Below are 25,370 nucleotides of genomic sequence, written 5' to 3'. Positions count from 1 at the left end.
GCCTATGAGGCCTTCTGCAGTTCGCGCATGGCGGTGCGCAGGCCGCGACGCTTTCCGGTGTCGGGGTCGACGAAGCTCTCCCGCATCCCTTCGCGGACGCGAAACTTCAACTCGGAATGAGTCTCCGGGGCGTCTTCGGACGTCGCCTTGAGCAGCTTGTCGGGCAGGGCGAGTTTCAGGATCGTCCAGAACGACTGCCAGTACTGCCGGCCCAGCGATCCCGTGGTGTACGGCAGGTCGTACTTCTCGCACAGTTCGCGCACCCGCACCGAGATCTCCGCGTAGCGGTTGCTGGGCAGGTCCGGAAAGAGATGGTGCTCGATCTGGTAGCACAGGTTGCCGCTGACGAACGCCATCACCGGGCCGGCGTTGAAGTTCGCCGAACCCAGCATCTGGCGCAGGTACCACTCCCCCTGCGTCTCGTTCTCGAACTCCTCGGCGGTGAATTTCTCTGCGCCGTCGGGGAAGTGGCCGCAGAAGATCACCATGTAGGACCAATAGTTGCGGATCAGGTTGGCGACCGCGTTGGCCTTCAAGGTCCGCTTCCAACCGCGGCCAGCCAAGGCGGGAAACACGATGTAGTCCTTGCCGACCTGTTTGCCGACCTTTTTGCCGATGACGCGCAGGTCCTTACGGACCTCGGCCCACGACTTCTCGTGTTTGCGGACTCTGGAAAGCTCCAAGCCGTGGGCGGCGACCCCCCACTCGAAGAGGGTGCCGAGCAGCATGTTGTAAATCGGGTTGCCCAACATCCACGGCGACCAGGGCTCGTCGCGGGTGACGCGCATGATGCCGTAGCCGACGTCGTCGTCCATGTCGACGACGTTCGTGTACTTGTGGTGGATGAAATTGTGCGACTTCTTCCAGTGGACGCTGGGCGAGGTCGTGTCCCACTCCCATTCGGTGGAGTGGATCTCCGGATCGTTCATCCAGTCCCATTGCCCGTGGGTGATGTTGTGCCCGAGTTCCATGTTCTCGATGATCTTGGCCATGGCGAGCATCCCTGTCCCGGCCAGCCACGCGTACCGGTTCCGGCTGGCGAACAGAGCGGCGCGGCCACCCGCGGCCAGTGCACGCTGCAGCTGGATGGAGCGGCGGATGTAGCGGGAGTCGCGATCCCCGCGGGATTCTTCGATGTCCTCGCGGATCGCGTCCAGCTCACGCGCGAGCTGTTCGACGTCTTCGGTGGTCAGGTGGGCGTATTCCTTGATGTCTGTGATAGCCATCTTGATTCCTCCTCAGATCTTGATGGTGCAGTCGCCGGACGCGGTGGAGATGCAGGTATTGATGCGATCGCCCTCGCCGTGCTCGGTCCCGGACCGGAAGTCGCGCACATGCCCCGATTCGAGCGGTAGCACGCAGGTCTGGCAGATGCCCATCCGGCACCCGAAGGGCATTTGGATGCCGACCTGTTCTCCGGCTTCCAAAAGAGATGTGGCGCCGTCGATTTCGACGGACTTATCGGATATCGAGAAGGTGACGGTACCGCCTTCGCCACCCTTGTCGGTGGCCGCGATGGTGAACCGCTCCAGGTGCAGCTGGTCCTCGAGATCCGCCTCTTTCCAGGACTTTTCGGCGTCATCCAGTAGCGCGGTCGGGCCACACACCCACGCCGGGCGATCGTGCCAGTCGGCGACAATATCTTTCAGTTTGCCGAAGTCGAAGTGGCCGTCGGTTTCGGTCATCTGCAGGTGCAGCCGATAGTTCGGCTTGCCGCTGTCCAGCTCGCGCAGCTCGTCGTGGAAGATCACGTCGTCGGCTTTGGGCGCCGAGTGGATGTGCACGATGTCGGGGTCGTGGCCGCGAGACTTCAGCGTGCGCAGCATCGCCATGACGGGGGTTATCCCGCTGCCCGCGGTGATGAAAAGCACCTTCGCCGGCGGCGGATCGGGCAGCGCGAAGTCCCCCTTGGGAGCCGCCAAGCGCACGATGGTCCCCGGTTTCACACCCTTGACCAAGTGCGTCGACAGAAAGCCCTCGGGGGTGGCTTTGACGGTGATCGTGATGTTCTTGTTGTCGCGCCGCGGGACCGACGTCAGGGAGTACGAACGCCAATGCCACCGACCGTTGACGCGCAACCCGATCCCGACGTACTGCCCCGGGTCATACTTACCGGTAAAGCCCCACCCGGGTTTGATCGTCACAGTCGCGGAGTCTTCAGTTTCCGGGTGTACACCGACGATCAGGCCGCGCAGTTCGCGGGCGGACCACAGCGGGTTGATTAATTTGAGGTAGTCGTCGGGGAGCAGCGGCGTGGTGGCGCGCGCCGCGAGGCCGCGCGGCACGTTAACCCACGGCGTTGACGCAGTTTGGACGCCTTTGGCGGGCGCCTTGCTCCACTGCATGAGGCTGCGAAGTGTCGTACCCATCGTTCTCCAAGCTGTTGGTCGGGGATTGTGTGGCTCGTGTAAAGCACGGTCCCTCACCGGCTTCCCGATTGCACCGTTCGATAAACACTTGTTCGCCGAGTGTGTGCACGCCGCTCACGCAGGCGCGCGCCGACTGCTACGGGTTGTTCTGCATGACGCATTGCACAACGCCGTTGGCGTAGTGCGGTTCGAATCCCATCTGCGCGACTTTGCGAGCCTCTGCGGCTGGCGAAGCGCCATTCTGCAGATCCTGCTCGACTAGTCCGGCCAGGTACTTATTGTTCGGATCGGCGTCGTGGAGCCGCAGTCCCGCCATGTTCACTACGCAGCGGGTGTAGCCGTCATAGTCGGCGTGGGCGGGCGGAGCCCCCGTCAACAAGATCGAAGCGAATGGCAGGGCGGCAAGGGCGGTGGCGTAAACAGGGCGCATGCCCGTGAATACCCAGCGCCGACGTCAATAACTCCTGGCAGACAGAATAAAATGCGGGATTTTTGCCGGTCCCAAAACTAGCCGTTTCAGAGGGACGGCGGGTGCAGGTGCTTACGATAGGCACTCGAAGAAGGGGGAGTCACATGTCCGATCGGGCATCGTTGCGACGGGTCATCGGCGGCCTGGTGTCCGCTGCATTCGTGGTGGGCGGGGCGGCGGCGTTGTCGGCGCTGCAGCCGCCGTCGGCCTGGGCCAACGGCGTGCACTGCATCCAGGTCGCGTACGAACCCGGCCCCTGGGGGTCGGAGCCAGGCATATACAAGAGCTGCACCGATGACGCGGGGCGTTGTGTTGCTCCCCCTGACGGCTCGCACGACGCATGTCCCTACATGCATCGTCCGAGGTAGGGAACGGCTGCGATCGAATAAGTGCGGGCGGAGGGACTCGAACCCTCAAGCTCTTGCGAGCACCGGCACCTAAAGCCGGCATGTTTGCCAATTTCATCACGCCCGCGGCGATGCGATCTTAGCGCGCCGCCCACGCATCGCTTGTCGGCGCCGAAGGCCTGACCGGTACCGTCGTGGGGTGTCCAGTACCCGTCGGCGCAGGCCCGCAATGATCGCGTTGGTGATCGTCGCGGCGTGCGGGTGCCTGGCCCTGGGCTGGTGGCAGTGGACCCGGTACCAGTCGGCGTCGGGTACCTTCCAGAACCTGGGCTACGCGCTGCAGTGGCCGCTGTTCGCGTGGTTCTGCGTCTACGCGTACCGCAAGTTCGTCCGCTACGAAGATGCCGGGCCGCAGCCTGGGCAGAGCGACGCGATCACCGAAATACCCGCCGGGTTGCTGCCCGAACGTCCCAAGCCGGCGCAGCGGCCGACCGACGACCCCGCCCTGCGGGAGTACAACGCCTACCTGGCCGAACTCGCGAGGAACGACTCGGAAAAGGAGAACAGGACCACCGCATGAGCACACCCGAGACGCCGGAGGCAGCCGCGACGGTCTTCCCCGTCGAAAAGATCCGCACCGCGCTGCGCGGCTACCGAATCATGGCGTGGGCGACGGGCATCTGGCTGATCGTGCTGTGCGGCGAGCTCGTGTCGCACCTGGCCTACCACCATGAGGTCCCCTGGATCGGGCTCGTGCACGGCTGGGTGTATTTCGTGTACGTGCTGGCCGCCTTCAACCTTGCGGTCAAGGCACGCTGGCCGATCGGCAAGAGCCTCGGCGTGCTGCTCGCCGGCACCATCCCGCTGTTGGGCATCGTCGTCGAGCACTTCCAGACGCGAAACGTCAAGCAGCAGTTCGGGCTTTAATCGGCCAAAGCCCGACCGCTCGAGGAAGAGGGATTTACAGAGCTAGGCTGTAATGCCTTGCTTGCGGGCTGATCGGAACGAACGGTGTGGCAGGTCGCAGAATCCGGAGGCTGAGGCGCCGTGGCAGTCTCGGCGGCCGCAAACGCCGCGTCGATGATCGCGACGAGATCCCCCTCGTCGGTCTGTGCCCAGGTTTCCAATGCGGTCACAAATACGGCAACTGCGACTGCCGCATGGACGGTCACCACCAAATCGGTTTGGGCTAGACCATTCCGTCGCGCGAGGGAACGCGCGAACAGGTCGCGGGTGTCATCCGTCGTGGATTTCACCTGCCACGCCCGCAGCTCGGGTGTACTCAACATGAGACGAACGCGCGCAAGAATTCTGTGGCGGTCGGTCGGCAGGATGGCTGCGAAACTGGCGGACAGCGCGGCGCCGATCGCGGTGAGTGGTGACTCGTGCGATGGTCGGGCGACGATGAGTTCCTCGATCATCGGGTCGTACTCACGCGTTTGGACGACGTTTTCCTTGCGGGGGAAGTATCGGAAGAACGTCATATGCGACACGCCGGCGGCCGCGGCGATGTCTTCGACCGTTGTGTTGTCGTAGCCGTTTTCGGCGAACAGGCGTAACGCGTGTTCCTGGATCGCCCTGCGGGTGGCCGCTTTCTTGCGGCTGCGCCAGTCGTCGTTCGTCATTGCGCCGACACCGTGTTCACGGCGGTCGGACGCCCGAGAGCGGTGTCGAGCCACGCTGCAAGCAGGCGGGGGTCGGATCCGCGCCACGCGAGATGCCCATCAGGCCGCACCAGAAGGGCGTCGCTGTCATCGAGGTCGTGGCCGGGTAGGACCGCGACGTCACCGAGTCGAGCCTTCGCGACGGCACCCAGCGTGTCTGGGCCGAGCAGGGCCCAACCGGGGCCGAGCAACGTGTACAGCCGCGCCACATCCCCGTTCTCCCCGGTGAATTCGGCGTCCGGCACCCTGTCACCCGGACGAAGTCCAGGCGCGCGCAGTCGCCGCGTGCTTCCGAGCGGCCCCCTGCGATAGGTCACGGACAACTGCGAGGCCTTGTCCGCGATATGCCGCTGCACCCATCGCCGACGCAGCATCGGCAGCATGGCGCGATCGCGGATCAGCCGCGTCATGAGCCCGGTGCCGGCCAGGATTTCGGTGACGTCGGCTGTGCCAGACAACACTTCCGCCGCGATCGGGCGCCGCTCGGCCTGGTAAGTATCGAGCAGTTCCTCATGTGCATGCCCGCTCACTACGAGGGCGAGCTTCCACGCGAGGTTCTCGGCGTCGCCGATTCCGGTGTTCAATCCCTGAGCACCCACGGGACTGTGCACGTGGGCGGCGTCACCGACGAGTAGCAATCGGCCGCGCCGGTACGCGTCGGCCAGCCGGCGGTGTATGCGAAAGGACGACGCCCACGCAACCGATCGGACGACACCGCTCCCGTGCTGCGCCAAGCCGGCCTCGAATTCACCGACGATGTCCTCTGGCGCCGGTTCGGCGAGATCCGCTCCGGCCGCAGGAGCCATCAGCCGCCACACGTCGTCGCCCGGCAGAGGAAAAGCTCCCAGCAGACCCGTCGGACCGGCAAAGAACACCACGGCGTCTCTGGGGCTGTCGAGGTCGGCGCAAACGTCGGCGATGATGAGCCGTTCGGCCATCGGTACGCCCGGGAAGTCGATGCCCGCGGCTTTGCGCACCGCGCTGTGCGCCCCATCGGCGCCTATCACCCAATCGGCATGGATGACCGTTCCATCGGCGAGTTGCACCGAAGCGTGCTCGTCGGCGTCTTCGACACTCACGACGCGCTGGTTCCACTCCACGGTTCCGCCAACATCGGTGAGGCGGTTGCGCAGCGACGCCTCGATGTCCGCCTGCGAGATGATCACCGGGTTGGCGGGCCCTGACCGGCTCGCGTTGACCCACGACAGCTCTGTCGGCCGGCGACCGTTGATCCGAAATATCGAGCGCGACAACGGCACAGCGGTCTCCCGCAAGTTGCCGAGGGCACCGACCCGATCGAGCACCTCGATACCGCGCGGCTGCAAACCCAACGCTCGTGATGTGGTTGCCGGCGCGGGGGCGGCATCGAAGGTCCGGACGTCGACGCCGGCCGCGCGGAGCGCCGATGAGGCCACCAAGCCACTGGGACCCGCGCCGACGACGACGACCGCACACTTCGATTCTCCTAACATGTTATTACGCTAACATGTTAGTAGGATAACATTTAGTGACTTCACGCCTCGGAAAGCTCGGCCAGCGCCCGCAGCGCCGGCACCAGCAGCGCCAGCGCGCGGCCCCGGTGCGATATCGCGTCCTTCTCCTGCGGGCTCAGCTGCGCTGCCGTGCGGTCGTAGCCGTCCGGGACGAAGACGGGGTCATAGCCGAAACCGCCGTCGCCGCGAGCCTCGCGGGCGATCGTGCCCGGCCACTCGCCGCGCACGACGACCTCGCCAGACCCCGACACGAGCGCGCAGGCGGACACGAATGCCGCACCGCGCCGCCCGTCGGGCACGTCACCTAACTGCGCCAACAGCAATGCGGTGTTGGCGGCGTCGTCGCCGTGGCGGCCGGACCAGCGCGCCGACAGCACGCCCGGCATGCCGTTCAGCGCGGCCACCGCCAACCCGGAGTCGTCGGCCACCGTCGCCACACCCGTCGCGGCGAACCCGTCGCGCGCCTTGGCCAGCGCGTTGTCCTCGAAGGTCGCACCCGTCTCGGGCGCCTCGTCGAACGGCGGCACGTCGTCCAGCGACACCAGCGTCAACCCCGACAGGCCCGCGCCGTCGAGCACCCGGCGCAACTCGGCCAGCTTCTTGCGGTTGCGGCTGGCAACCAGCAGCTGAGTGCCCACGATCATCCCCTTTCGTGCCAGCCCGAGCGTAAAGCCCACACGCCGGCCACACCATGCGCCCACGGCGCTAGGCAGGGTGATCACGAGGAGGGGTTCGTGCTCCACTTTCGCTGCGCCGCCGGGGGATAACGGCCCAAATCTCACGGCTATGGAAAGTCATTCCGGATTTGGACACCGAGAGATCTTTCATCGATTCGGTCACCAAAGGGCCGAATGAGAAATCCATTCAGTTCCTATTTCGGAGCGACCAGCGACCTTAGCTTCCGAACGCCTTCGGCGGCGGCGGCCCCTCCGGCAGCACCCCCGGATACGGCAGCTCCAGCGCTTCGCGCTGCGCGACGAACAGCTTGTCGCAGGCCTCGAGCGCCATATCGAGCATCTTGTCCAGCGTCGAACGCGGGAACGTCGCGCCCTCGCCCGTTCCCTGAATCTCTACCAGGGTGCCGGTGTCGGTGGCGACGACGTTCATGTCGACCTCGGCGCGCGAGTCCTCCTCGTAGGGCAGGTCCACGCGCACCCGTCCGCCGACGACGCCGACGCTGACCGCCGCGATCGCGCACGACAACGGCCGGGGGTCCGACAGCTTGCCGGCCGCCGCGAGGTAGGTCACCGCGTCGGCCAACGCGACGTAGGCGCCGGTGATGGCCGCAGTGCGGGTGCCGCCGTCGGCCTGCAGCACGTCGCAGTCGACGGCGATCGTGTTCTCCCCCAATGCCCGCAGGTCGATGCACGCCCGCAGCGACCGGCCGACCAGCCGGCTGATCTCCTGGGTGCGCCCGCCGACGCGGCCCTTCACCGATTCGCGGTCGGACCGGGTGTGGGTGGACGACGGCAGCATCGCGTACTCCGCGGTGAGCCAGCCCAATCCGGATCCCTTCCGCCAGCGCGGCACGCCCTCAGTGACGCTGGCTGTGCACATCACCTTGGTGTGGCCGAATTCGATCAGGACTGAGCCCGCCGGGTGGTCGGTGAAGCCGCGGGTGATGACCACGGGGCGAAGCTCGTCGTCAAGCCGGCCGTCTTCTCGTTTGGACACGAGCCAACCCTAGCGAGGGAACGACGCGTTCAGATGCGCGGGACGTCGAAGGTCTCGCCGCACACCACCGCGTGCACCGGGCCGTCGAATTCCGCCTTGGCCTCGCTGATGACGTCCTCGCGCGAAGTCCACGGCGGGATGTGCGTCAGCAGCAGTTCGCGGACACCCGCGTCCTTGGCGGCGCGGCCCGCCTCGGTGCCCGAAAGATGCAGCGCGGGTGGGCGTTCCGGTGAGTGTGTCCAGGAGGCCTCGCACAGGAAGACGTCTGCGCCGCGCGCCAGGTCGACGACCTGCTCGCAGGCGCCGGTGTCGCCGCTGTAGACGAGCGACGCGCCGCTGGGGTCGGTGATCCGCAGGCCGTACGACTCGGTGGGGTGGGCCACCACCCGCGGCACGATGGTCAGCGCGCCGATGGTCACCGGTTCACCGTCGACCCAGTGGTGCACCTCGAAGATGTCCGAGCAGTCGTCGATCTCGCCGCCGTACGGTGACGACGCCGCGCCCAGCCGCGACCAAGTGTCGCTCGGGCCATACAGCAGCGCCTTGCCGTCGGGCTTCGACGGGTGGTAGCGACGCCATACGAACAGCCCCGGCATGTCGAGGCAGTGGTCGGCGTGCAGGTGCGAGAGAAGCACGTGCACCGAACCCGGGTCGGTGTACCGCTGCAGCGCGCCGAGCACACCCCCGCCGAAGTCGAGAACAAGGGGCGGGGTGTCAGGCGCCCGGACCAGATAACCGGACGCAGGCGAATCCGGACCGACGACGCTACCCGAGCAGCCGAGCACGGTTATTCGCACGGACACTACTGTGCCATGCCCGATACGTGGATAGGGAAAACATGGCCCATTCGGTTTGCAGAATCTCTTCGCAGGGCTTATCCAACCCGTGTGTGATGAACGGGTTGCACGCCCGTCACGGCGGGCCCGAGGAATCGCGCCGCGAGTTTGGTGAACGCCTCGGGGTCGCCGGTCGCTTCGAACACCCTCGTGGCGGGGGACGCGTCATGCGGGCGCAGCAGGTCCCGCTCGGAGAGCACGCGCAGTACCTCTTTGGCGGTCTCCTCGGCGCTGGAGACCAGAGTGACGTTGTCGCCCATTGCCAGTTGGATGAGCCCGGACAGCAGCGGGTAGTGCGTGCATCCCAACACCAACGTGTCGACCTCGGCCCGCTGCAACGGCTCCAGATACCCCTCGGCCAGTCCGAGGACCTGCCGGCCGCTGGTCACGCCGCGCTCGACGAAGTCGACGAACCTGGGGCAGGCCACCGCGGTGATCTCGGTGTCGCGGGCGGCGGCGAACGCGTCCTGGTAGGCGTGCGAGGTGATGGTCGCCTGGGTGCCGATGACGCCGATGCGCCCGTTGCGGGTGGCGGCGACGGCACGGCGCACCGCCGGCAGGATGACTTCGACGACGGGCACGTCGTAGCGCTCGCGCGCGTCCCGCAGGCACGCCGCCGACGCCGAGTTGCACGCGATCACCAGCGCCTTGACGCCGCGGCCGACCAGGTCGTCACCGATGGCCAGGGCGTGCGCGCGGATCTCGGGGATGGTGAGCGGGCCGTACGGTCCGTTGCCGGTGTCGCCGACGTAGACGATGTCCTCGTCGGGCAGTTGGTCGATGATGGCGCGGGCGACGGTCAGTCCGCCGACGCCGGAGTCGAATACCCCGACGGGCGCCAGCGGCGAGGTCATGCCTTCACGGCCCTCTTCCGCTCGCGCGCCTTACGTTCGGGGCCGGACAGTAGATACGCCGCGATCACCCCTGCGATCGCCCCGCACAGGTGGCCCTGCCATGACACGCCACCGCACTGGTGCAGCACGGGCATCGCGCCGAGCAGCACACTGCCGTAGGCGACCAGCACCACTAGTCCGACGACGATGTGTGACAGCTTTCGGACGAACAGCCCGAACACCAGCAGGAAGGTCAGCCAGCCGAAGATTAGGCCGGAGGCCCCGATGTGGTCGGTCGGCCCGCAGCTACTACCCATGTTGCCGATGAGCCAGGTGCCGAAGCCACCGAGGATCCAGATGATCGCGGTGGCCCAGACGAATCGCGACATTCCGAGCAGTGTCATCAGGAACCCGAGCACCAGCATCGGGACGGTATTGGCGATCAGATGTGCCCAGTTGGCGTGCAGCAGCGGCGCGAAGATGATCCCCGACAGACCGTCTTCGGTCAGGGGTTTGATGCCGTTCTCGTCCAGCCGGTATCCGCCGATCTGGTCGATCAGCTCGATGAGGTACAGCAACGCGACGAAGGTGACGATCGTGGCGCCGCCAACCACCCACTGGGGCCGCTTTTGCGTCGCCGGCAGCTTGCCCGACCGATTCATGTGGCGCCGCTCCTGTTCATCGCCCCGCTCGGATCCAGGCTACCTGCACAGACGATGTCCGCCAGGGACCTATGTGCCGCCGAACGCTCCGGGGAGCACACCGCGGTAGGTCGGTATCCCGGCCACGGACTCGGCGGCCAGCACGCCGGCCAGCACCGCGCGGGCCAGGCAGTCGGTGGCCGCCGCGCCCACCGCGGTGACCAGCGCGGTCTCCGGCGACAGCGCGGCCGGCGTCTGGGGCGACGGCGGCACCTCCACAGCGCCGGTCGCGAGCGCGTAGATGGTGTCGCCGTCGAGCGGCGTGTGCGCCGGGCGAATGGTGCGCGCCAGGCCGTCGTGGGCGGCGATCGCGACGCGCCGGCACGCCGCCGGGCTGAGCGCCGCGTCGGTGGCGACCACGCCGATCGTGGTGTTCAGCGCGCTCAGCGGGGACGGCAGCCCGGCGAACGCAGCGATCTGCTCGGCCGGCGGCGGCGTCAGCCCGAACTCGTCGATCAGGTATGCCATCCAGGGCAGGCCGGTGTCCGGGTCGGCGACTTCACCCGCGGCGTTGGCGACGACGACCGCGCCGACGGTGACGCCCGACGGCAGCGTCGTCGACGCCGTCCCCACACCCCCCTTGAGCACGCCGGCCCGCGCGCCCACGCCGGCGCCGACCGTCCCTAGCGCCACGGCCTCATCCGCGGCCTCCGCGGCCGCGTAGCCGAACTCGGCCGTCGGCCGGCAGTCCCAGCCGCCGACGGGCAGGTCGAAAATCACCGCACCCGGCACGATCGGCACCACGCCCGCCCCCATCGCCACGCCGCGGTCGTGTTCCTCCAGCCAGCGCATGACGCCGTCGGCCGCGGCCAGCCCGTAGGCGCTGCCGCCGGAGAGCAACACGGCGTCGACGAAGCGCACGCTGTTCGCCGGGTCGAGCAGGTCGGACTCGCGCGTTCCGGGCGCGCCGCCGCGGCAGTCGACCGCGCCGACGGTCCCCGGCGGTGTCAGCACGACGGTGGTGCCGCAGGCCCAGCCCGCGCCGATGGACGCATCCGGGTCCAGCCGCTGATAGTGGCCGACCCGGATGCCGCCGACGTCAGTGATGGAATTCATCGGGCCGCCATCAGGATCGTCCGCGTCCCATCAGCACCAGGACCAGGTACTCCTGCAACACGGTCAGCCACTGGTAGACGTCGAGGTGCGCCGCCAGCGGATGGTCGGCGGGCAGCCGCTCCGGACCCTGCGGGCCGATCTCGAGCAGCACCCCCAGCGTCAACCGCAGGTCGTTGACCGCCGCGATCCAGGCGTTGGCGGTCTCTTCGGTCAGCTCCAGCCGGCCGCCATTAACGGGAACAGTGTCCAACAGTTGCTGCGCGGCAACGCGTTTAGCGTCGATGATCTCCGGTTCGTGCAAGCTGCGCAGCGCGGAGTTGAGGCTGTCGGGGTCGTCGAGTCCGGTATTCCCGTCGTCGGACTTGTGGAAATCGGGTAGCAGCCGACGCAGCATCGGGTCCGGCGGCGGCTCGGTGTTGCCGGTCTTGATCCCGGTGATCTCCTCGAGTTCGTCTGACGGCGAGGATGATTGGCGTTCGTCGAGCAGGTCGATCATCGCGGTGACCAGGTTCTTCAACAGCGCAGCCTCGTGCGCGGCCAAGGCGGACCGAAAACGGGGACCGTTGGCGGTCTCGACGCGCTTCCATTTGCGCACAGGGAATCCCGGATACCCTCGGATCTACCGGTCCTGCTGCATCGTTGCCCACAACCCGGCGGCATGCAGCTTGGACACGTCAACTTCCATGGACTCTCGACTACCCGCCGACACCACGGCCTTACCCTCGTTGTGCACTTGGAGCATCAACTTGGTGGCATGCGGCTCGCTGTAACCGAACAACTTCTGGAACACGTACGTCACATAGGTCATCAAATTGACCGGGTCGTCCCACACGATCGTGACCCACGGACTGTCCGTGACGTCTACCGGTGCGGCCTCGCGTTGCCCGGTACTGCCCGGCTTCGACTTCGGCTCAGTGGGCGCTGACGCAGCAACCATGGCCCCTAGGATACCGAGCCGCCATCCGCCCCGAAGCGAACCGATACGGTTTGCGGTGTGAACGAGCCGTCCTGGGCGGGTCTGCTGACCGACAAGTACGAGCTGACCATGCTCGCGGCCGCGCTGCGCGACGGCACCGCCGAGCGTCGCACGACGTTCGAGGTGTTCGCCCGCCGCCTGCCCGCCGGTCGGCGGTACGGGGTGGTTGCCGGCACCGGTCGGCTGCTGGAGACGTTGCCGCAGTTCAGGTTCGACGACGAGGCGTGCCAGTTGCTGGCGGACTTCTTGGACCCGGACGCGCTGCATTACCTGCGCGAATTTCGCTTCGGCGGCGACATCGACGGCTACGCCGAGGGCGAGCTGTACTTCCCCGACTCCCCGATCCTGTCCGTGCGCGGCAGCTTCGCCGAGTGCGTGGTGATCGAGACGCTGGTGCTGTCGATCTTCAATCACGACACCGCGATCGCGTCCGCGGCGGCGCGGATGACCAGCGCCGCAGGCGAACGGCCGCTGATCGAGATGGGCTCCCGGCGCACCCATGAACACGCCGCGGTGGCCGCCGCTCGGGCCGCCTACATCGCCGGCTTCGCCGCGTCGTCCAACCTGGAGGCCCAGCGACGCTACGGCGTGCCCGCGGAGGGCACCGCCGCGCACGCGTACACGATGCTGCACACCCATGCGGACGGCCCGGATGAGTTGGCCGCATTTCGCGGACAGGTCGACGCGCTGGGCGCCGGCACCACGCTGCTGGTGGACACCTACGACGTGACCACCGGCGTGGCCAACGCTGTGGCCGCAGCCGGCGCGGCGCTCGGCGCCGTGCGCATCGACTCCGGCGAGTTGGCGGTGCTGGCCCGACAAGTGCGTGCGCAGCTCGACGGCCTGGGGGCGACCGGGACCCGCATCGTGGTGTCCGGAGATCTTGACGAGTTCTCGATCGCCGCGCTGCAGGCCGCGCCGGTAGACACCTACGGGGTCGGCACGTCGCTGGTCACCGGCTCGGGCGCGCCGACCGCCAACATGGTCTACAAGCTGGTCGAGGTCGACGGCATTGCGGTGCAAAAGCGCAGCAGCCACAAGGAATCCCACGGCGGCGCCAAGCAGGCGCTGCGGGTGTCGCGGCCGACGGGGACCGTCACCGAGGAGATCGTGCACCCGGCGGGCCGGCCACCGGACACCGCGGGACAGTGCCGGGTGTTGACGACGCCGCTGGTCCGCGGGGGGCGGGTGGTGGCCGCCGGCGACCTGGCCGCCGCGCGGGAGTTGGTGGCGGCCGGGCTGCGCAGCCTGCCGTGGGAGGGGCTGAAATTGGCGGCCGGCGACCCCGCCATTCCGACGACGACGATTCCGCGCTGACTGGGCTACCGTCAACCTCGTGTCCGGTGCCCAGTCCGTACCGCAGCTGCTGGCCACCGCCGTGGCCGCGCTCGGCGGCAGCGAACGCCGCGGTCAGCAGGAGATGGCCGCCGCGGTGGCCCAGGCTTTCGACACCGGCGAGCACCTGGCCGTGCAGGCCGGCACCGGCACCGGCAAGTCGCTGGCGTATCTGGTTCCCGCGATCGTCCGCGCCGTCAACGACGAGGCGCCGGTGGTCGTGTCGACGGCGACGATCGCGCTGCAGCGCCAGCTCGTCGATCGCGACCTGCCCCGACTGGCCGACGCCCTGGCTGCGGCGCTGCCCCGGCGTCCGCGGTTCGCGCTGCTCAAAGGGCGCCGGAACTACCTGTGCCTGAACAAGATCCACGGCGGTGGGGCCGACGCGGAGGACGACAGGCCGCAGGAGGAGCTGTTCGACCCGGTGGCTGCCACCGCGATGGGCCGCGACGTGCAGCGGATCACCGCCTGGGCGTCGACAACCGAGACCGGTGACCGGGACGACCTGAAGCCCGGGGTGCCGGACCGGTCCTGGTCGCAGGTCAGCGTCTCGGCGCGGGAGTGCATCGGCGTGGCGCGGTGTCCGTATGGCTCCGAATGCTTTTCGGAACGGGCGCGCAGCCGCGCCGGCCGCGTCGACGTCGTCGTCACCAACCACGCGCTGCTGGCCATCGACGCGGTCGCCGACTCGGCGCTGCTGCCCGAGCATGCGCTGCTGGTGGTCGACGAGGCGCACGAGTTGGCGGACCGGGTCACCTCGGTGGCCACCGCGGAGCTGACGTCGGCAACCCTGGGTGCCGTAGCGCGACGCATCACCCGCCTGGTCGGTCCCGAACTGACCCAGCGCCTCGAGGCGGCCTCCACCACCTTCGGCTCGGCGATCCACGACGCCCAGCCCGGCCGCATCGATTACCTCGACGACGAACTCGCGACGTACCTGACCGCGCTGCGCGACGCGGCGAGCGCGGCGCGGTCAGCCGTCAACACCAGCAGCGACTCCCAGGCTGCCGCGGCGCGCGCCGAAGCCGTTGCGGCGCTGGGCGAGATCTCCGATACGGCGGCGCGGATATTGGCGTCGTTCGGCCCCGCCATCCCCGATCGCACCGATGTCGTGTGGCTGGACCACGAGGACAACCGGGGCTCGCCGCGGGCGGTGCTGCGGGTGGCGCCGCTGACGGTGGCCGAGCTGCTCTCCACGCATGTGTTCTCCCGGTCGACGACGGTGCTGACGTCGGCGACTCTGACCATCGGCGGGTCTTTCGACGCGATGGCCGCCGCGTGGGGCCTGACGTCCGACCAACCCTGGCGCGGGCTCGACGTGGGCTCGCCGTTCCAGCACGCCAAGTCGGGAATCCTTTACGTCGCAGCGCATCTTCCGCCGCCGGGCCGTGACGGCACGGGCTCGGCCGAGCAGCTGGACGAGATCGCCGAGCTCGTGACCGCCGCCGGCGGGCGGACCCTGGGGCTGTTCTCGTCGATGCACGCGGCCCGCACCGCCGCCGAGGCCATGCGCGACCGGCTGTCTACCCCGGTGTTGTGCCAGGGCGACGACAGCACCTCGACGCTGGTCGAGCAGTTCACCGAGGACCCCGAGACGTCGCTGTTCGGCACGCTGTCGCTGTGGCAGGGCGTCGACGTGCCCGGACCGTCGCTGTCGTTGGTGCTGATCGACCGCATCCCGTTCCCCCGGCCCGACGACCCGCTGTTGAGCGCACGGCAACGCGCGGTGGCCGCGCGCGGTCAGAACGGCTTCATGGCCGTCGCCGCGAGCCACGCCGCGTTGCTGCTGGCGCAGGGGTCGGGCCGGTTGTTGCGCCGCGTGACCGACCGGGGCGTGATAGCGGTGCTCGACTCCCGTATGGTCACCGCGCGCTACGGCGGCTATCTGCGGGCCTCACTGCCGCCGTTCTGGCAGACCACCAACGCGGCGCAGGTCCGCGCGGCGCTCGAGCGGCTGCGCACCGCCCCCGACTAGCCCCGGCCGCCAGAGTCCTCAAATCGCAGGATATTGCCGTGATTTGGCCCACTTTGGGGCGGCTCACGCTCGGCGGTCAGGCCAGCGTGACCAAACCCAACTCGTTGCTGTCGGCGAGCATCGGATGGCACGGCAGCACCCGCACCGTGTAACCGACCGCCCCGGCCAGCGGCAGCGGCGTCGTCGTCGAAAAGACCTGACTTCCGCCTTCGGCGGTACCCGTGTACGACATCCCCACGGTCACCGGATCCACCAGCGTGTCCCCGGCGTCGACCCGGCCCAGCACCGCCTGCACCGTCACCTCGTCGGGCGCCAGGCCGGCCAGCTGCACGGTGGCGGTCAGCGTCAGCTTCGAACCCAGCAACGGAGTGTCCGGCAGGCCGGTGCTGTCGACGTCGGTGATGTCGATGTTGGGCCACGCTTCCTGCGCGCGGCGGCGATAGGCGGAGAGTTCCCGGGCCGCCGCGAACGCGTCGTCTTCGCCCGGGGCGACGGTGCGGCGCAGCGACTGGGCCGCCGGCAGGTAGTAGTGCTCGACGTAGTCGCGAACCATCCGCGACGCCAGCACTTTCGGCCCGAGCGTCTGCAGCGTGTGCCGCACCATCGCGATCCACCGTGGCGGCAGCCCGTGCTCGTCGCGTTCGTAGAACTTGGGCACTACGGCGTGCTCGAGCAGGTCGTACAGCGCGCTGGACTCCAGGTCGTCACGCCGCGCCTCGTCGGTCACACCGGTGGCCGACGGTATCTCCCAACCGTTTTCGCCGTCGTACCACTCATCCCACCAGCCGTCGCGAATGGACAGGTTGAGCCCGCCGTTGAGCGCGCTCTTCATGCCGGAGGTGCCGCACGCCTCCAGCGGCCGCAGCGGGTTGTTCAGCCAGACGTCGCAGCCCCAGTACAAATGCCGGGCCATGGACATGTCGTAGTTGGGCAGAAAGGCGATGCGGTGGCGCACCTGCGGCCTGTCGGCGAAGCGCACGATCTGCTGAATCAGAGCCTTTCCGCCGTCGTCGGCGGGATGCGACTTCCCGGCGACGATCAGCTGGATCGGCCGCTCGTTGTTGAGCAGTAGCCGTTCCAGCCGGTCGGGATCGCGCAGCATCAGCGTCAGCCGCTTGTACGTCGGCACCCGGCGTGCGAACCCGATGGTGAGCACGTTCGGGTCGAAGGCCTTTGCGATCCAACCCAGTTCGGCGTCCGCAGCGCCGCGCTCGACCCAGGACTCACGCAGCCGCACCCGGACGTCGTCGACCAGCAGCGCTCGCAGCTGCGAGCGGATCCACCACAGGTGGCCGGGGTCGACCTCCTGCAACCGCAGCCAGACGCCGGGATCGGCGAACGAGTCCGAGCCGGCCAGCTCGCGCCCGAGCTGCAGCCACTGCGGCGCCGCCCAGGTGCGCGCGTGGACGCCGTTGGTGATCGATCCGATCGGCACCTCGTCGGGGTCGAACCCGGGCCACAACTCGTTGAACATGACGCGGCTCACCCGGCCATGCAGCAACGAGACGCCGTTGGCCCGCTGCGCGAGCCGCAGGCCCATGTGCGCCATGTTGAACTTGGTCGGATCATCCTCCGCCCCCAGCGCGAGAATTCGGTCGGCCGGCACCCCCGGCAGCAGCGTGGATATCCCGTCGCCGTCGTCGTCGAAATACTCCTGCACCATCTCGAGCGGGAACCGGTCGATGCCGGCGGGCACCGGGGTGTGGGTGGTGAACACGGTGGAAGACCGCACCACCGTCAGCGCAGTGTCGAAATCCAGCCCCGCTTCGGTGATCAGCTCGCGGATCCGCTCCGCGCCCAGGAACCCGGCGTGCCCCTCGTTCATGTGGAATACCTCGGGCGCGGGCAGCCCCTCCAGCGCGGTGTACGCGCGGATCGCCCGCACCCCGCCGACGCCGGCCAGGATCTCCTGGCGGATGCGATGCTCCTGGTCACCGCCGTATAGCCGATCGGTGACGCTGCGCAGGTCGTGCTCGTTCTCGGGCACGTCGGAATCCAGCAGCAGCAGCGGAACCCGACCCACCTGCGCGACCCACACCCGGGCCCGCAGCTGCGCGTCCTCCGGCAGGGTCAACTCGACCAGCACCGGCGCGCCGCCGGCGTCGGTCAGCAACCGCAGCGGCAGGCCCTGCGGGTCCAGGGAGGGGTACGTCTCCTGCTGCCAGCCGTCCGCGGTCAACGACTGGCGAAAGTAGCCGGACCGGTAGTACAGCCCGACCGCGATCAGCGGGACACCCAGATCGGACGCGGACTTCAGATGATCGCCGGCCAGAATCCCAAGCCCGCCTGAGTAATTGGGCAACACCTTGGCGACACCGAACTCCATCGAGAAGTACGCGATGCCGGTGGGCAGGGCGGTCGGAAGCTCGGCCTGCTGCTGGTACCACAGCGGCCGAGTCAGGTAGTCGTTGAGCTCGGCTGCCAGCGCATCGAGGCGACCAAGAAAGCCTTGGTCGAGCGCCAGTTCGTCCAGTCGCGCCGGCTTGACCGCACCCAGCAGCTCGACCGGGTCGAAGCCGCAGCGCGCCCACAGCGCCGGGTCGATGGCCTCGAACAGGTCCTGCGTCGGTTTGTCCCAGGACCATCGCAGGTTGGTGGACAACTGTTCGAGGGCGGCGAGTCGCTCGGGGAGGTGAGAACGGACCGTAAATCGACGGAGGGCTTTCACCGTCATGAGCTTACTGAGAACCCCCGGGCCGGGAAGCCGAACTATCCGCGGTCTACCTCGCGGTGTGTGGCCAGCCACTAGGGTGGGTATCGGTTAGTTGTTGGGTTTCGCGTAGTCAGAGCGGGGGCGCAACGAAGCTTCCCGGCGAGAGGGAGTCCCCTGCCGAGAGGAATTCCCGACGGCAGGAGTTCCCACGGAGTTTCCCGACGAGAGGCAGTCCGCGAGGTAGCACACGCGGCTGGCCCCACACATCGGAACGGAACGGAGTAGTCGGTGCCCGGTCGTGTCGAGATCGATAACGTCGCGCCCGTCGTCTCGTGTGGCGCGTATCCCGCCAAGGCGGTGGTCGGCGAGGTAGTCCCCGTCAGCGCGGCGGTCTGGCGGGAAGGTCATGAGGCGGTGGCGGCGACGCTGGTCGTGCGCTACCACGGGCCGCGCTATCCGCAGGTGGCCGAGATGCGCCGGATCAAGGCGGTGCAGGCTCCGGAGGTGGCTCCGGACGCTGTCGCGCCGGATACGGCGCGGGTGAAGCCGCTGCTGCTGCCGATGACCATGGGTTTGGAGCCGTACGTTTTTCACGGCCAGTTCACACCGGACAGCGTCGGGTTGTGGACCTTCCGGGTCGACGGCTGGGGTGACCCGATCCACACCTGGCGGCACGGGTTGGTGGCCAAGCTGGAGGCCGGTCAGGGCGAGAAGGAGCTGTCCAACGACCTGCTGGTGGGCGCGGCGCTGTTCGAGCGCGCCGCGACGGGTGTGCCCCGCGCGCAGCGCTGGCCGCTGCTCGAGGCCGCGGCGGCGTTGCGCCGGCCCGGGGATCCGGTCACCCGGTCCGCGCCGGCGCTGACGGGCGACGTCGACGAGATCCTGACCGCCTATCCGCTGCGCGACCTGGTCACCCGGGGCGAGCAGTTCGGCGTCTGGGTGGATCGGCCGCTGGCCAGTTTCGGCTCGTGGTACGAGATGTTTCCGCGGTCGACCGGCGGCTGGGACGCCGACGGCAACCCGGTGCACGGTACGTTCGCCACCGCAACCGCGGAGCTGACGCGGATCGCCGAGATGGGCTTCGACGTGGTGTACCTGCCGCCGATCCATCCGATCGGTAAGGTGCACCGCAAGGGTCGCAACAACAACCCCACCGCCGAGCCCGGGGATGTCGGCTCGCCCTGGGCGATCGGCAGCGACGAGGGCGGCCACGATGCCGTGCATCCGCGCCTGGGCACCATCGACGACTTCGACGACTTCGTCGCGGCGGCGCGCGCTCTCGGCATGGAAGTGTCCCTGGACTTGGCGCTGCAGTGCGCCCCCGACCACCCGTGGGCCCGCGATCACCGGCAGTGGTTCACCGAACTGCCGGACGGCACCATCGCCTACGCGGAGAACCCGCCGAAGAAGTACCAGGACATCTACCCGCTCAACTTCGACAACGATCCGGCGGGCCTCTACGACGAGGTGCTGCGCGTGGTGCGGCACTGGATTGACCACGGCGTCAAGTTCTTTCGCGTCGACAATCCGCACACCAAACCGCCCGACTTCTGGGCCTGGCTGATCGGTCAGGTGAAAGCCGTCGACCCCGACGTGCTGTTCCTCTCCGAGGCCTTCACCCCGCCGGCCCGCCAGTACGGCCTGGCCAAGCTCGGCTTCACGCAGTCCTACAGCTACTTCACCTGGCGGACGGCCAAGTGGGAGCTCACCGAATTCGGCAACGACATCGCGGCGCTGGCCGACTTCCGGCGGCCGAACCTGTTCGTCAACACCCCCGACATCCTGCACGAAGTGCTCCAGCACGGCGGCCCGGGCATGTTCGCCATCCGCGCAGTGCTGGCGGCGACCATGAGCCCCGCTTGGGGGGTCTACTCCGGCTACGAGCTCTTCGAGCACCGCGCCGTGCGGGAAGGCAGCGAGGAGTACCTGGACTCGGAGAAGTACGAACTGCGGCCCCGCGACTTCGCCGGCGCGCTCGCCGAGGGCAGGTCACTGGAGCCTTTCATCACCAGGCTCAACGCAATTCGCCGCCTGCATCCCGCCCTGCAGCAGTTGCGCACGATCCATTTTCACGGCGTGGACAACGACGCGCTGCTGGCCTACAGCAAGTTCGACCCGGCCACCGGCGACTGCGTGTTGGTGGTGGTCACCCTCAACGCGTTCGGACCCGAGGAGGCCACGCTGTGGTTGGACATGGAGGCTTTGGGTATGGAGCCCTACGAACGGTTCTGGGTGCGTGACGAAATCACCGGCGAGGAATACCAATGGGGGCAATCCAATTACGTTCGTCTGGACCCGGGGCGTGCCGTCGCGCACGTCATCAACATGCCATTAATACCGGAAGAATCCCGAATCACGCTGCTGCGCAGGAGGTGAAGGCACCATGAGCAGAACTGACCAACTCGCCGGGACGCACCTGGCGCCGGAACCCGGCGACGTGGCGCGTCTGGCGGCCGGCGCGCACCACAATCCGCACGGCATCCTGGGCGCCCACGAGTACGGGGACCACACCGTCATCCGGGCCTACCGGCCGCACGCGGTCGACGTCGTCGCCCTGGTCGGTGACGAGCGATTCTCGTTGCAGCACATCGAATCCGGGCTGTTCGCCGTGGCGCTGCCGTTCGTCGACCTGATCGACTACCGCCTGGAAGTGCGCTACGAGGGCGCCCCCGCGCACGTCGTCGCGGACCCCTACCGATTCCTGCCCACCATGGGCGAGGTCGACCTGCACCTGTTCGCCGAGGGTCGCCACGAGCGGCTCTGGGAGGTGCTGGGCGCGCATCCCCGGTCGTTCGAGACGCCCGACGGCGTGGTCACCGGTGTCTCGTTCGCCGTGTGGGCGCCGAACGCCAAGGGCGTCAGTCTGATCGGCGAGTTCAACGGCTGGACCGGCAACGAGGCCCCGATGCGGGTGCTGGGCTCCTCCGGCGTCTGGGAGCTGTTCTGGCCGGGCTTCCCCACCGACGGCCTGTACAAGTTCCGGGTGCACGGCGCCGACGGCGTGGTCACCGAACGGGCCGACCCGTTCGCCTTCGGCACCGAGGTGCCGCCGCAGACCGCGTCGCGGGTGACGGTGAGCGACTACACCTGGGCCGACGACGGCTGGCTGGCGCGACGCGCGCGGGGCAACCCCGTCTTCGAGCCGATGAGCACCTACGAAGTCCACCTCGGCTCGTGGCGACCAGGCCTGAGCTACCGCCAACTCGCCCGTGAACTGACGGATTACGTTGCCGAGCAGGGATTTACCCACGTCGAGCTGTTGCCCGTCGCCGAGCACCCCTTCGGCGGGTCGTGGGGCTACCAGGTCACGTCGTACTACGCGCCCTCGTCCCGGTTCGGCACACCCGACGAGTTCCGGGCGTTGGTTGACGCCCTGCACCAGGCCGGCATCGGGGTGATCGTGGACTGGGTGCCCGCGCACTTCCCGAAGGACGCATGGGCGCTGGGCCGGTTCGACGGCACCCCGCTCTACGAGCACTCCGACCCCAAGCGCGGGGAGCAGTTGGACTGGGGCACTTACGTGTTCGACTTCGGCCGCCCGGAGGTGCGCAACTTTCTGGTGGCCAACGCCCTGTACTGGCTTGAGGAGTTCCACATCGACGGCCTGCGGGTGGATGCGGTGGCGTCGATGCTCTACCTGGACTATTCGCGGCCAGAAGGCGGCTGGACGCCGAACATCTACGGCGGCCGGGAAAACCTGGAGGCGGTGCAGTTCCTGCAGGAGATGAACGCCACCGCCCACAAGGCGGCACCCGGCATCGTCACCATCGCCGAGGAGTCGACGTCGTGGCCCGGGGTGACCCGCCCGACCAACCTTGGCGGCCTTGGCTTTTCGATGAAGTGGAACATGGGCTGGATGCACGACACGCTCGACTACGTCAGCCGCGATCCGATCCACCGCAGCTACCACCATCACGAGATGACCTTCTCGATGCTCTACGCCTTCAGCGAGAACTATGTGCTGCCGCTCAGCCACGACGAGGTGGTGCACGGCAAGGGCACGCTGTGGGGGCGGATGCCGGGCAATAACCACGCCAAGGCCGCCGGCCTGCGCAGTCTGCTCGCCTACCAGTGGGCGCACCCGGGCAAGCAGCTGCTGTTCATGGGCCAGGAGTTCGGCCAGCGGGCCGAGTGGTCCGAGGAGCGTGGCCTGGACTGGTTCCAGCTCGACGAACACGGTTTCTCCAACGGGGTGCAGCGACTGGTGCGCGACATCAACGGCATCTACGGCAGCCACCCGGCGCTGTGGAGTCAGGACACCACGCCGGAGGGCTATTCCTGGATCGACGCCAACGATTCCGGCAACAACGTGCTGAGCTTCCTGCGGCATGGCAGTGACGGCTCGGTGCTGGCCTGCGTGTTCAACTTCTCCGGCGCCGAGCACAGCGGCTACCGGCTCGGCCTGCCGCTTGCGGGCCGTTGGCGCGAGGTGCTCAACACCGACGCCACGGACTACAACGGCTCGGGGATCGGCAACCTCGGCGGCGTCGACGCGACCGCGGACCCCTGGCATGGCCGTCCGGCATCGGCGGTGCTGGTGCTGCCCCCGACGTCGGCGCTGTGGCTCGAGCCCGAGTAACGCCGGCGATCCCCGCGAGCAGACGCGAAAGCCCCTCATTTTCCGCACGAAATGGGGGCTTTTGCGTCTGTTGGCGCTAGTAAAGCGCGTTGGCGAGGTTGCGGCGACCGACGATGACCTCGGGATCGGCGGGGTCGAACAGCTCGAACAGCTCGATCAGGCGGGTCCGCACCCGGGTGCGGTCGTCGCCGGATGTGCTGCGCACCAACGTCGTCAGCCGCTCGAAGGCGGCCGTCACATCCTGATTGAGGATCTGCACGTCGGCGGCGGCGAACGCGGCCTCGATGTCGTTCGGCGCGGCGTCGGCGACCACGACGGCATCGGGGCGCTGCGAGGTCGCGCGCGTGAGGAATTCGATCTGCCGGATCGCGCCCTTGGCCTCCACGCTGCCCGGGTTGGCGTCCAGAATGGCCTGATACGACACTCGCGCGGCCTCGAAGTCGCCGACCTCGAGCTGCTGGCGGGCCTGGGCGAGCTCGGGGTCGACCTCCGCCGCGTCCTCGTCCCCACCCGGGCCCCGGAGCTTGCCGGCCGTCGCCGACAGCAGCGAGTCCAGCCAGCGTCGCAGCTGCTCGGCGGGCTGCACACCCTGGAAACTCGATACGGGCTGACCGGCGGCCAGCGCCACGACCGTCGGCACCGCGTCGACACCGAAGATCCGCGCCACCCTGGGCGCCTCGTCGACGTTGACGGTCGCCAGCGACCAGCTGCCGTTGTCCTCGGCGGCCAGGCCCGACAGCGTGTCAACCAGGTCCACGCACGCATCGCTGCGCGGCGACCACAGCGCCACCACGACCGGCACTTCGTCCGACCGCATCAGCACTTCCGCTTCGAAGTTGGCTTCGGTGACCTCGGTGGTCTGCGGGCCTGCCGGCTGCGCCGACGCTGCCCGGGCGGCAGGGGCACTCGCCGTAGCATTCTGCTGGGCTCGCTGCTTGAGGCCGGACAGATCGACCGCACCGGCCATCGCAGGCCCGATCGGGGGTCGCGGACGCGTCACGTGCTCAAGTCTGTCACGTCGCGCCGCCGCGCGATCCACCCGGTGGCGCCGAGGCCAGCGAGCCTCCGCAGCCGCGCGAAAGCCGCTGCTCAAGCGCCGGATATGACCGAAATCACAAACGTCTCGCGACGTCCGTTCGCAGCAAAGTTACCGGCCGGAAAGTTACCGACGAGTTCGAAATCGCTTAGCCCGCGCGCAGAATCAGCGCGTCGCCCTGGCCGCCGGCCCCGCACAGCGCGGCGACGCCGTAGCCTGACCCGCGGCGCGCCAACTCGAGTGCCACGTGCAGCGTGATCCTGGCCCCCGACATGCCGATTGGATGCCCGACGGCGATCGCGCCGCCGTTGACGTTGACGAGGTCGGGGTTGATGCCGAGCTCGCGGGTGGAGGCCAGCGCGACGGCCGCGAACGCCTCGTTGATCTCCACGACATCGAGCTGGTCGACCGAGATCCCCTCGCGTCCCAGCGCCTTCTTGATCGCGTTGGCGGGCTGCGACTGCAGCGTGGAGTCCGGTCCGGCGACGACGCCGTGCGCACCGATCTCGGCCAGCCACGTCAGCCCCAGTTCCTGGGCCTTCTGCTTGTTCATCACCAGCACCGCGGCGGCGCCGTCGGAGATCTGGGAGGCCGACCCCGCCGTGATTGTGCCGTCCTTGCGGAACGCGGGCTTGAGTCCGGCCAGTGACTCCGCTGTGGTGTTCGCCCGGATCCCCTCGTCCTCGGTGAACTGCAACGGATCCCCCTTGCGCTGTGGGATGTTCACCGGCACCACCTCGTCAGCGAAGACGCCGTCCTTCCACGCCGCGGCCGCTTTCTGGTGCGATCCGGCGGCGTATTCGTCCTGCTCGGCGCGGGTGAACTTGTCCGCGTCGTTGCGCTGCTCGGTCAGGGCGCCCATCGGCTGGTCGGTGAACACGTCGTGCAGCCCGTCATAGGCCATGTGGTCCAAAACCTTGACGTCGCCGTACTTGTAGCCCGCGCGGCTGTCCATCAACAGGTGCGGCGCCTTGGTCATCGATTCCTGGCCACCGGCGACCACCACGTCGAATTCGCCCGCCCGAATCAGCTGGTCAGCCAGGGCAATCGAGTCGATTCCGGACAGGCACATCTTGTTGATGGTCAGCGCCGGCACGTCCCAGCCGATGCCTGCCGCGACCGCCGACTGCCGGGCCGGCATCTGGCCGGCCCCCGCGGTCAGCACCTGGCCCATGATCACGTACTCGACCAAATCGGCGGCCACTCCCGCCTTTTCCAGCGCCCCCGCAATCGCGATCGCGCCGAGGTCGCTGGCCGAGAAATCTTTGAGGGAGCCCATCAATTTCCCTATCGGGGTGCGTGCCCCAGCAACGATCACCGACGTCGTCATGACTACCTCCTAGGCTCGTGCGGAAGGCGGATTCGACCTACCGG

The 25,370-nt window shown here is 68.2% G+C and carries 23 protein-coding genes and 1 tRNA gene; 7 read left to right on the top strand and 17 right to left on the bottom strand.

Translation table 11 applies throughout. The annotated features are described in order from the left end of the window. Positions 1 to 2: 2 nt before the first annotated feature. The 3 genes from AC5Y5V_RS03390 to AC5Y5V_RS03380 all read right to left on the bottom strand — a co-directional run bounded on the left by AC5Y5V_RS03390 (position 3) and on the right by AC5Y5V_RS03380 (position 2,799). Positions 3 to 1,226, bottom strand: coding sequence for a fatty acid desaturase family protein (locus AC5Y5V_RS03390; RefSeq protein WP_499931200.1), 1,224 nt, complete (start codon positions 1,224 to 1,226; stop codon positions 3 to 5). A 12-nt stretch (positions 1,227 to 1,238) separates the two neighbouring features. Then, the gene (locus tag AC5Y5V_RS03385; RefSeq protein WP_499931199.1) at positions 1,239 to 2,369 is read right to left on the bottom strand and encodes a ferredoxin reductase; all 1,131 of its coding nucleotides are present in this window, start codon (positions 2,367 to 2,369) and stop codon (positions 1,239 to 1,241) included. Positions 2,370 to 2,505: 136 nt separating this feature from the next. Next, positions 2,506 to 2,799, bottom strand: a complete 294-nt coding sequence (locus AC5Y5V_RS03380) for a hypothetical protein (RefSeq protein ID WP_499931198.1) — start codon at positions 2,797 to 2,799, stop codon at positions 2,506 to 2,508. A gap of 143 nt (positions 2,800 to 2,942) precedes the next feature. Between AC5Y5V_RS03380 and AC5Y5V_RS03375 the strand changes: the two genes are divergently transcribed. Continuing rightward, on the top strand, positions 2,943 to 3,206 hold the full coding sequence (locus AC5Y5V_RS03375; RefSeq protein ID WP_499931197.1) for a hypothetical protein: 264 nt from the start codon (positions 2,943 to 2,945) through the stop codon (positions 3,204 to 3,206). Between the two features lie 22 nt (positions 3,207 to 3,228). Here the strand turns inward: AC5Y5V_RS03375 and AC5Y5V_RS03370 are convergent. After that, positions 3,229 to 3,312: transfer RNA gene (locus tag AC5Y5V_RS03370), tRNA-Leu, on the bottom strand. Between the two features lie 72 nt (positions 3,313 to 3,384). Here AC5Y5V_RS03370 and AC5Y5V_RS03365 point away from each other — a divergent pair. After that, positions 3,385 to 3,765: a hypothetical protein gene (locus AC5Y5V_RS03365; RefSeq protein WP_499931196.1), complete on the top strand. Its 381-nt coding sequence runs from the start codon at positions 3,385 to 3,387 to the stop codon at positions 3,763 to 3,765. Continuing rightward, positions 3,762 to 4,112: a DUF3817 domain-containing protein gene (locus AC5Y5V_RS03360; protein WP_499931195.1), complete on the top strand. Its 351-nt coding sequence runs from the start codon at positions 3,762 to 3,764 to the stop codon at positions 4,110 to 4,112. The genes AC5Y5V_RS03365 and AC5Y5V_RS03360 overlap by 4 nt, the downstream gene beginning before the upstream one ends. On the opposite strand, the gene AC5Y5V_RS03355 is transcribed toward AC5Y5V_RS03360, so the two are convergent. From AC5Y5V_RS03355 to clpS, 10 genes are all read right to left on the bottom strand, one after another. Then, entirely contained in the window at positions 4,109 to 4,810 is a 702-nt protein-coding gene (locus tag AC5Y5V_RS03355; protein WP_499931194.1) for an acyl-CoA-like ligand-binding transcription factor, read from the bottom strand. The genes AC5Y5V_RS03360 and AC5Y5V_RS03355 overlap by 4 nt on opposite strands. Then, complete coding sequence (locus tag AC5Y5V_RS03350; protein WP_499931193.1) at positions 4,807 to 6,321, bottom strand: FAD-dependent monooxygenase; 1,515 nt, start codon at positions 6,319 to 6,321, stop codon at positions 4,807 to 4,809. The genes AC5Y5V_RS03355 and AC5Y5V_RS03350 overlap by 4 nt, the downstream gene beginning before the upstream one ends. 41 nt (positions 6,322 to 6,362) lie before the next feature. Further along, positions 6,363 to 6,986, bottom strand: a complete 624-nt coding sequence (gene rdgB / locus AC5Y5V_RS03345) for an RdgB/HAM1 family non-canonical purine NTP pyrophosphatase (RefSeq protein ID WP_499931192.1) — start codon at positions 6,984 to 6,986, stop codon at positions 6,363 to 6,365. Between the two features lie 250 nt (positions 6,987 to 7,236). Then, positions 7,237 to 8,016, bottom strand: coding sequence for a ribonuclease PH (rph, locus tag AC5Y5V_RS03340; RefSeq protein WP_499931191.1), 780 nt, complete (start codon positions 8,014 to 8,016; stop codon positions 7,237 to 7,239). Positions 8,017 to 8,045: 29 nt separating this feature from the next. Next, positions 8,046 to 8,819 (bottom strand): cyclic nucleotide-degrading phosphodiesterase, encoded by a 774-nt coding sequence (locus AC5Y5V_RS03335; protein WP_499931190.1) that lies wholly within the window; start codon positions 8,817 to 8,819, stop codon positions 8,046 to 8,048. A 71-nt stretch (positions 8,820 to 8,890) separates the two neighbouring features. Then, entirely contained in the window at positions 8,891 to 9,706 is an 816-nt protein-coding gene (gene murI, locus AC5Y5V_RS03330) for a glutamate racemase (RefSeq protein WP_499931189.1), read from the bottom strand. Further along, a complete protein-coding gene (locus AC5Y5V_RS03325) occupies positions 9,703 to 10,347 on the bottom strand; it encodes a rhomboid family intramembrane serine protease (RefSeq protein WP_499931188.1) in 645 nt (214 codons plus the stop codon). The genes murI and AC5Y5V_RS03325 overlap by 4 nt, the downstream gene beginning before the upstream one ends. A 69-nt stretch (positions 10,348 to 10,416) precedes the next feature. Then, positions 10,417 to 11,442, bottom strand: a complete 1,026-nt coding sequence (locus AC5Y5V_RS03320) for a P1 family peptidase (protein WP_499931187.1) — start codon at positions 11,440 to 11,442, stop codon at positions 10,417 to 10,419. A gap of 10 nt (positions 11,443 to 11,452) precedes the next feature. Beyond that, the gene (gene aosR, locus AC5Y5V_RS03315; RefSeq protein WP_499931186.1) at positions 11,453 to 12,037 is read right to left on the bottom strand and encodes an oxidative stress transcriptional regulator AosR; all 585 of its coding nucleotides are present in this window, start codon (positions 12,035 to 12,037) and stop codon (positions 11,453 to 11,455) included. 24 nt (positions 12,038 to 12,061) lie between these two features. Continuing rightward, positions 12,062 to 12,379 (bottom strand): ATP-dependent Clp protease adapter ClpS, encoded by a 318-nt coding sequence (gene clpS, locus AC5Y5V_RS03310; RefSeq protein ID WP_499931185.1) that lies wholly within the window; start codon positions 12,377 to 12,379, stop codon positions 12,062 to 12,064. A 57-nt stretch (positions 12,380 to 12,436) separates the two neighbouring features. On the opposite strand from clpS, the gene AC5Y5V_RS03305 reads away from it, so the two are divergent. Together AC5Y5V_RS03305 and AC5Y5V_RS03300 are read left to right on the top strand one after the other, a co-directional pair. Next, positions 12,437 to 13,735, top strand: coding sequence for a nicotinate phosphoribosyltransferase (locus tag AC5Y5V_RS03305; RefSeq protein WP_499931184.1), 1,299 nt, complete (start codon positions 12,437 to 12,439; stop codon positions 13,733 to 13,735). A 19-nt stretch (positions 13,736 to 13,754) separates the two neighbouring features. After that, a complete protein-coding gene (locus AC5Y5V_RS03300) occupies positions 13,755 to 15,728 on the top strand; it encodes an ATP-dependent DNA helicase (RefSeq protein ID WP_499931183.1) in 1,974 nt (657 codons plus the stop codon). Positions 15,729 to 15,804: 76 nt separating this feature from the next. On the opposite strand, the gene AC5Y5V_RS03295 is transcribed toward AC5Y5V_RS03300, so the two are convergent. Then, positions 15,805 to 18,396, bottom strand: coding sequence for a glycosyltransferase family 1 protein (locus tag AC5Y5V_RS03295; RefSeq protein WP_499931182.1), 2,592 nt, complete (start codon positions 18,394 to 18,396; stop codon positions 15,805 to 15,807). Between the two features lie 273 nt (positions 18,397 to 18,669). Between AC5Y5V_RS03295 and AC5Y5V_RS03290 the strand changes: the two genes are divergently transcribed. Further along, a complete protein-coding gene (locus AC5Y5V_RS03290) occupies positions 18,670 to 20,757 on the top strand; it encodes an alpha-1,4-glucan--maltose-1-phosphate maltosyltransferase (RefSeq protein WP_499931181.1) in 2,088 nt (695 codons plus the stop codon). Between the two features lie 7 nt (positions 20,758 to 20,764). Continuing rightward, the gene (glgB, locus tag AC5Y5V_RS03285; RefSeq protein WP_499931180.1) at positions 20,765 to 22,960 is read left to right on the top strand and encodes a 1,4-alpha-glucan branching protein GlgB; all 2,196 of its coding nucleotides are present in this window, start codon (positions 20,765 to 20,767) and stop codon (positions 22,958 to 22,960) included. Positions 22,961 to 23,036: 76 nt separating this feature from the next. Here glgB and AC5Y5V_RS03280 read toward each other — a convergent pair whose 3' ends face one another. Beyond that, a complete protein-coding gene (locus tag AC5Y5V_RS03280) occupies positions 23,037 to 23,960 on the bottom strand; it encodes a tetratricopeptide repeat protein (RefSeq protein WP_499931179.1) in 924 nt (307 codons plus the stop codon). A 184-nt stretch (positions 23,961 to 24,144) separates the two neighbouring features. Further along, positions 24,145 to 25,326 carry an acetyl-CoA C-acetyltransferase gene (locus AC5Y5V_RS03275; RefSeq protein WP_499931178.1) on the bottom strand — a complete coding sequence of 394 codons (1,182 nt, stop codon included), beginning with the start codon at positions 25,324 to 25,326 and terminating at the stop codon, positions 24,145 to 24,147. Positions 25,327 to 25,370 lie beyond the last annotated feature (44 nt).

Source organism: Mycobacterium sp. NGS68 (genome assembly GCF_059812195.1).
This window is presented reverse-complemented; position numbering and strand designations above follow the sequence as displayed.

Bases quoted from the DNA above. Each gene is read 5' to 3' on its own strand.
- AC5Y5V_RS03390 (WP_499931200.1), bottom strand. From the start codon at position 1,226: ATGGCTATCACAGACATCAAGGAATACGCCCACCTGACCACCGAAGAC.
- AC5Y5V_RS03385 (WP_499931199.1), bottom strand. From the start codon at position 2,369: ATGGGTACGACACTTCGCAGCCTCATGCAGTGGAGCAAGGCGCCCGCC.
- AC5Y5V_RS03380 (WP_499931198.1), bottom strand. From the start codon at position 2,799: ATGCGCCCTGTTTACGCCACCGCCCTTGCCGCCCTGCCATTCGCTTCG.
- AC5Y5V_RS03375 (WP_499931197.1), top strand. From the start codon at position 2,943: ATGTCCGATCGGGCATCGTTGCGACGGGTCATCGGCGGCCTGGTGTCC.
- AC5Y5V_RS03360 (WP_499931195.1), top strand. From the start codon at position 3,762: ATGAGCACACCCGAGACGCCGGAGGCAGCCGCGACGGTCTTCCCCGTC.
- AC5Y5V_RS03355 (WP_499931194.1), bottom strand. From the start codon at position 4,810: ATGACGAACGACGACTGGCGCAGCCGCAAGAAAGCGGCCACCCGCAGG.
- AC5Y5V_RS03350 (WP_499931193.1), bottom strand. From the start codon at position 6,321: ATGTTAGGAGAATCGAAGTGTGCGGTCGTCGTCGTCGGCGCGGGTCCC.
- rdgB (WP_499931192.1), bottom strand. From the start codon at position 6,986: ATGATCGTGGGCACTCAGCTGCTGGTTGCCAGCCGCAACCGCAAGAAG.
- murI (WP_499931189.1), bottom strand. From the start codon at position 9,706: ATGACCTCGCCGCTGGCGCCCGTCGGGGTATTCGACTCCGGCGTCGGC.
- AC5Y5V_RS03325 (WP_499931188.1), bottom strand. From the start codon at position 10,347: ATGAATCGGTCGGGCAAGCTGCCGGCGACGCAAAAGCGGCCCCAGTGG.
- AC5Y5V_RS03320 (WP_499931187.1), bottom strand. From the start codon at position 11,442: ATGAATTCCATCACTGACGTCGGCGGCATCCGGGTCGGCCACTATCAG.
- clpS (WP_499931185.1), bottom strand. From the start codon at position 12,379: ATGGTTGCTGCGTCAGCGCCCACTGAGCCGAAGTCGAAGCCGGGCAGT.
- glgB (WP_499931180.1), top strand. From the start codon at position 20,765: ATGAGCAGAACTGACCAACTCGCCGGGACGCACCTGGCGCCGGAACCC.
- AC5Y5V_RS03275 (WP_499931178.1), bottom strand. From the start codon at position 25,326: ATGACGACGTCGGTGATCGTTGCTGGGGCACGCACCCCGATAGGGAAA.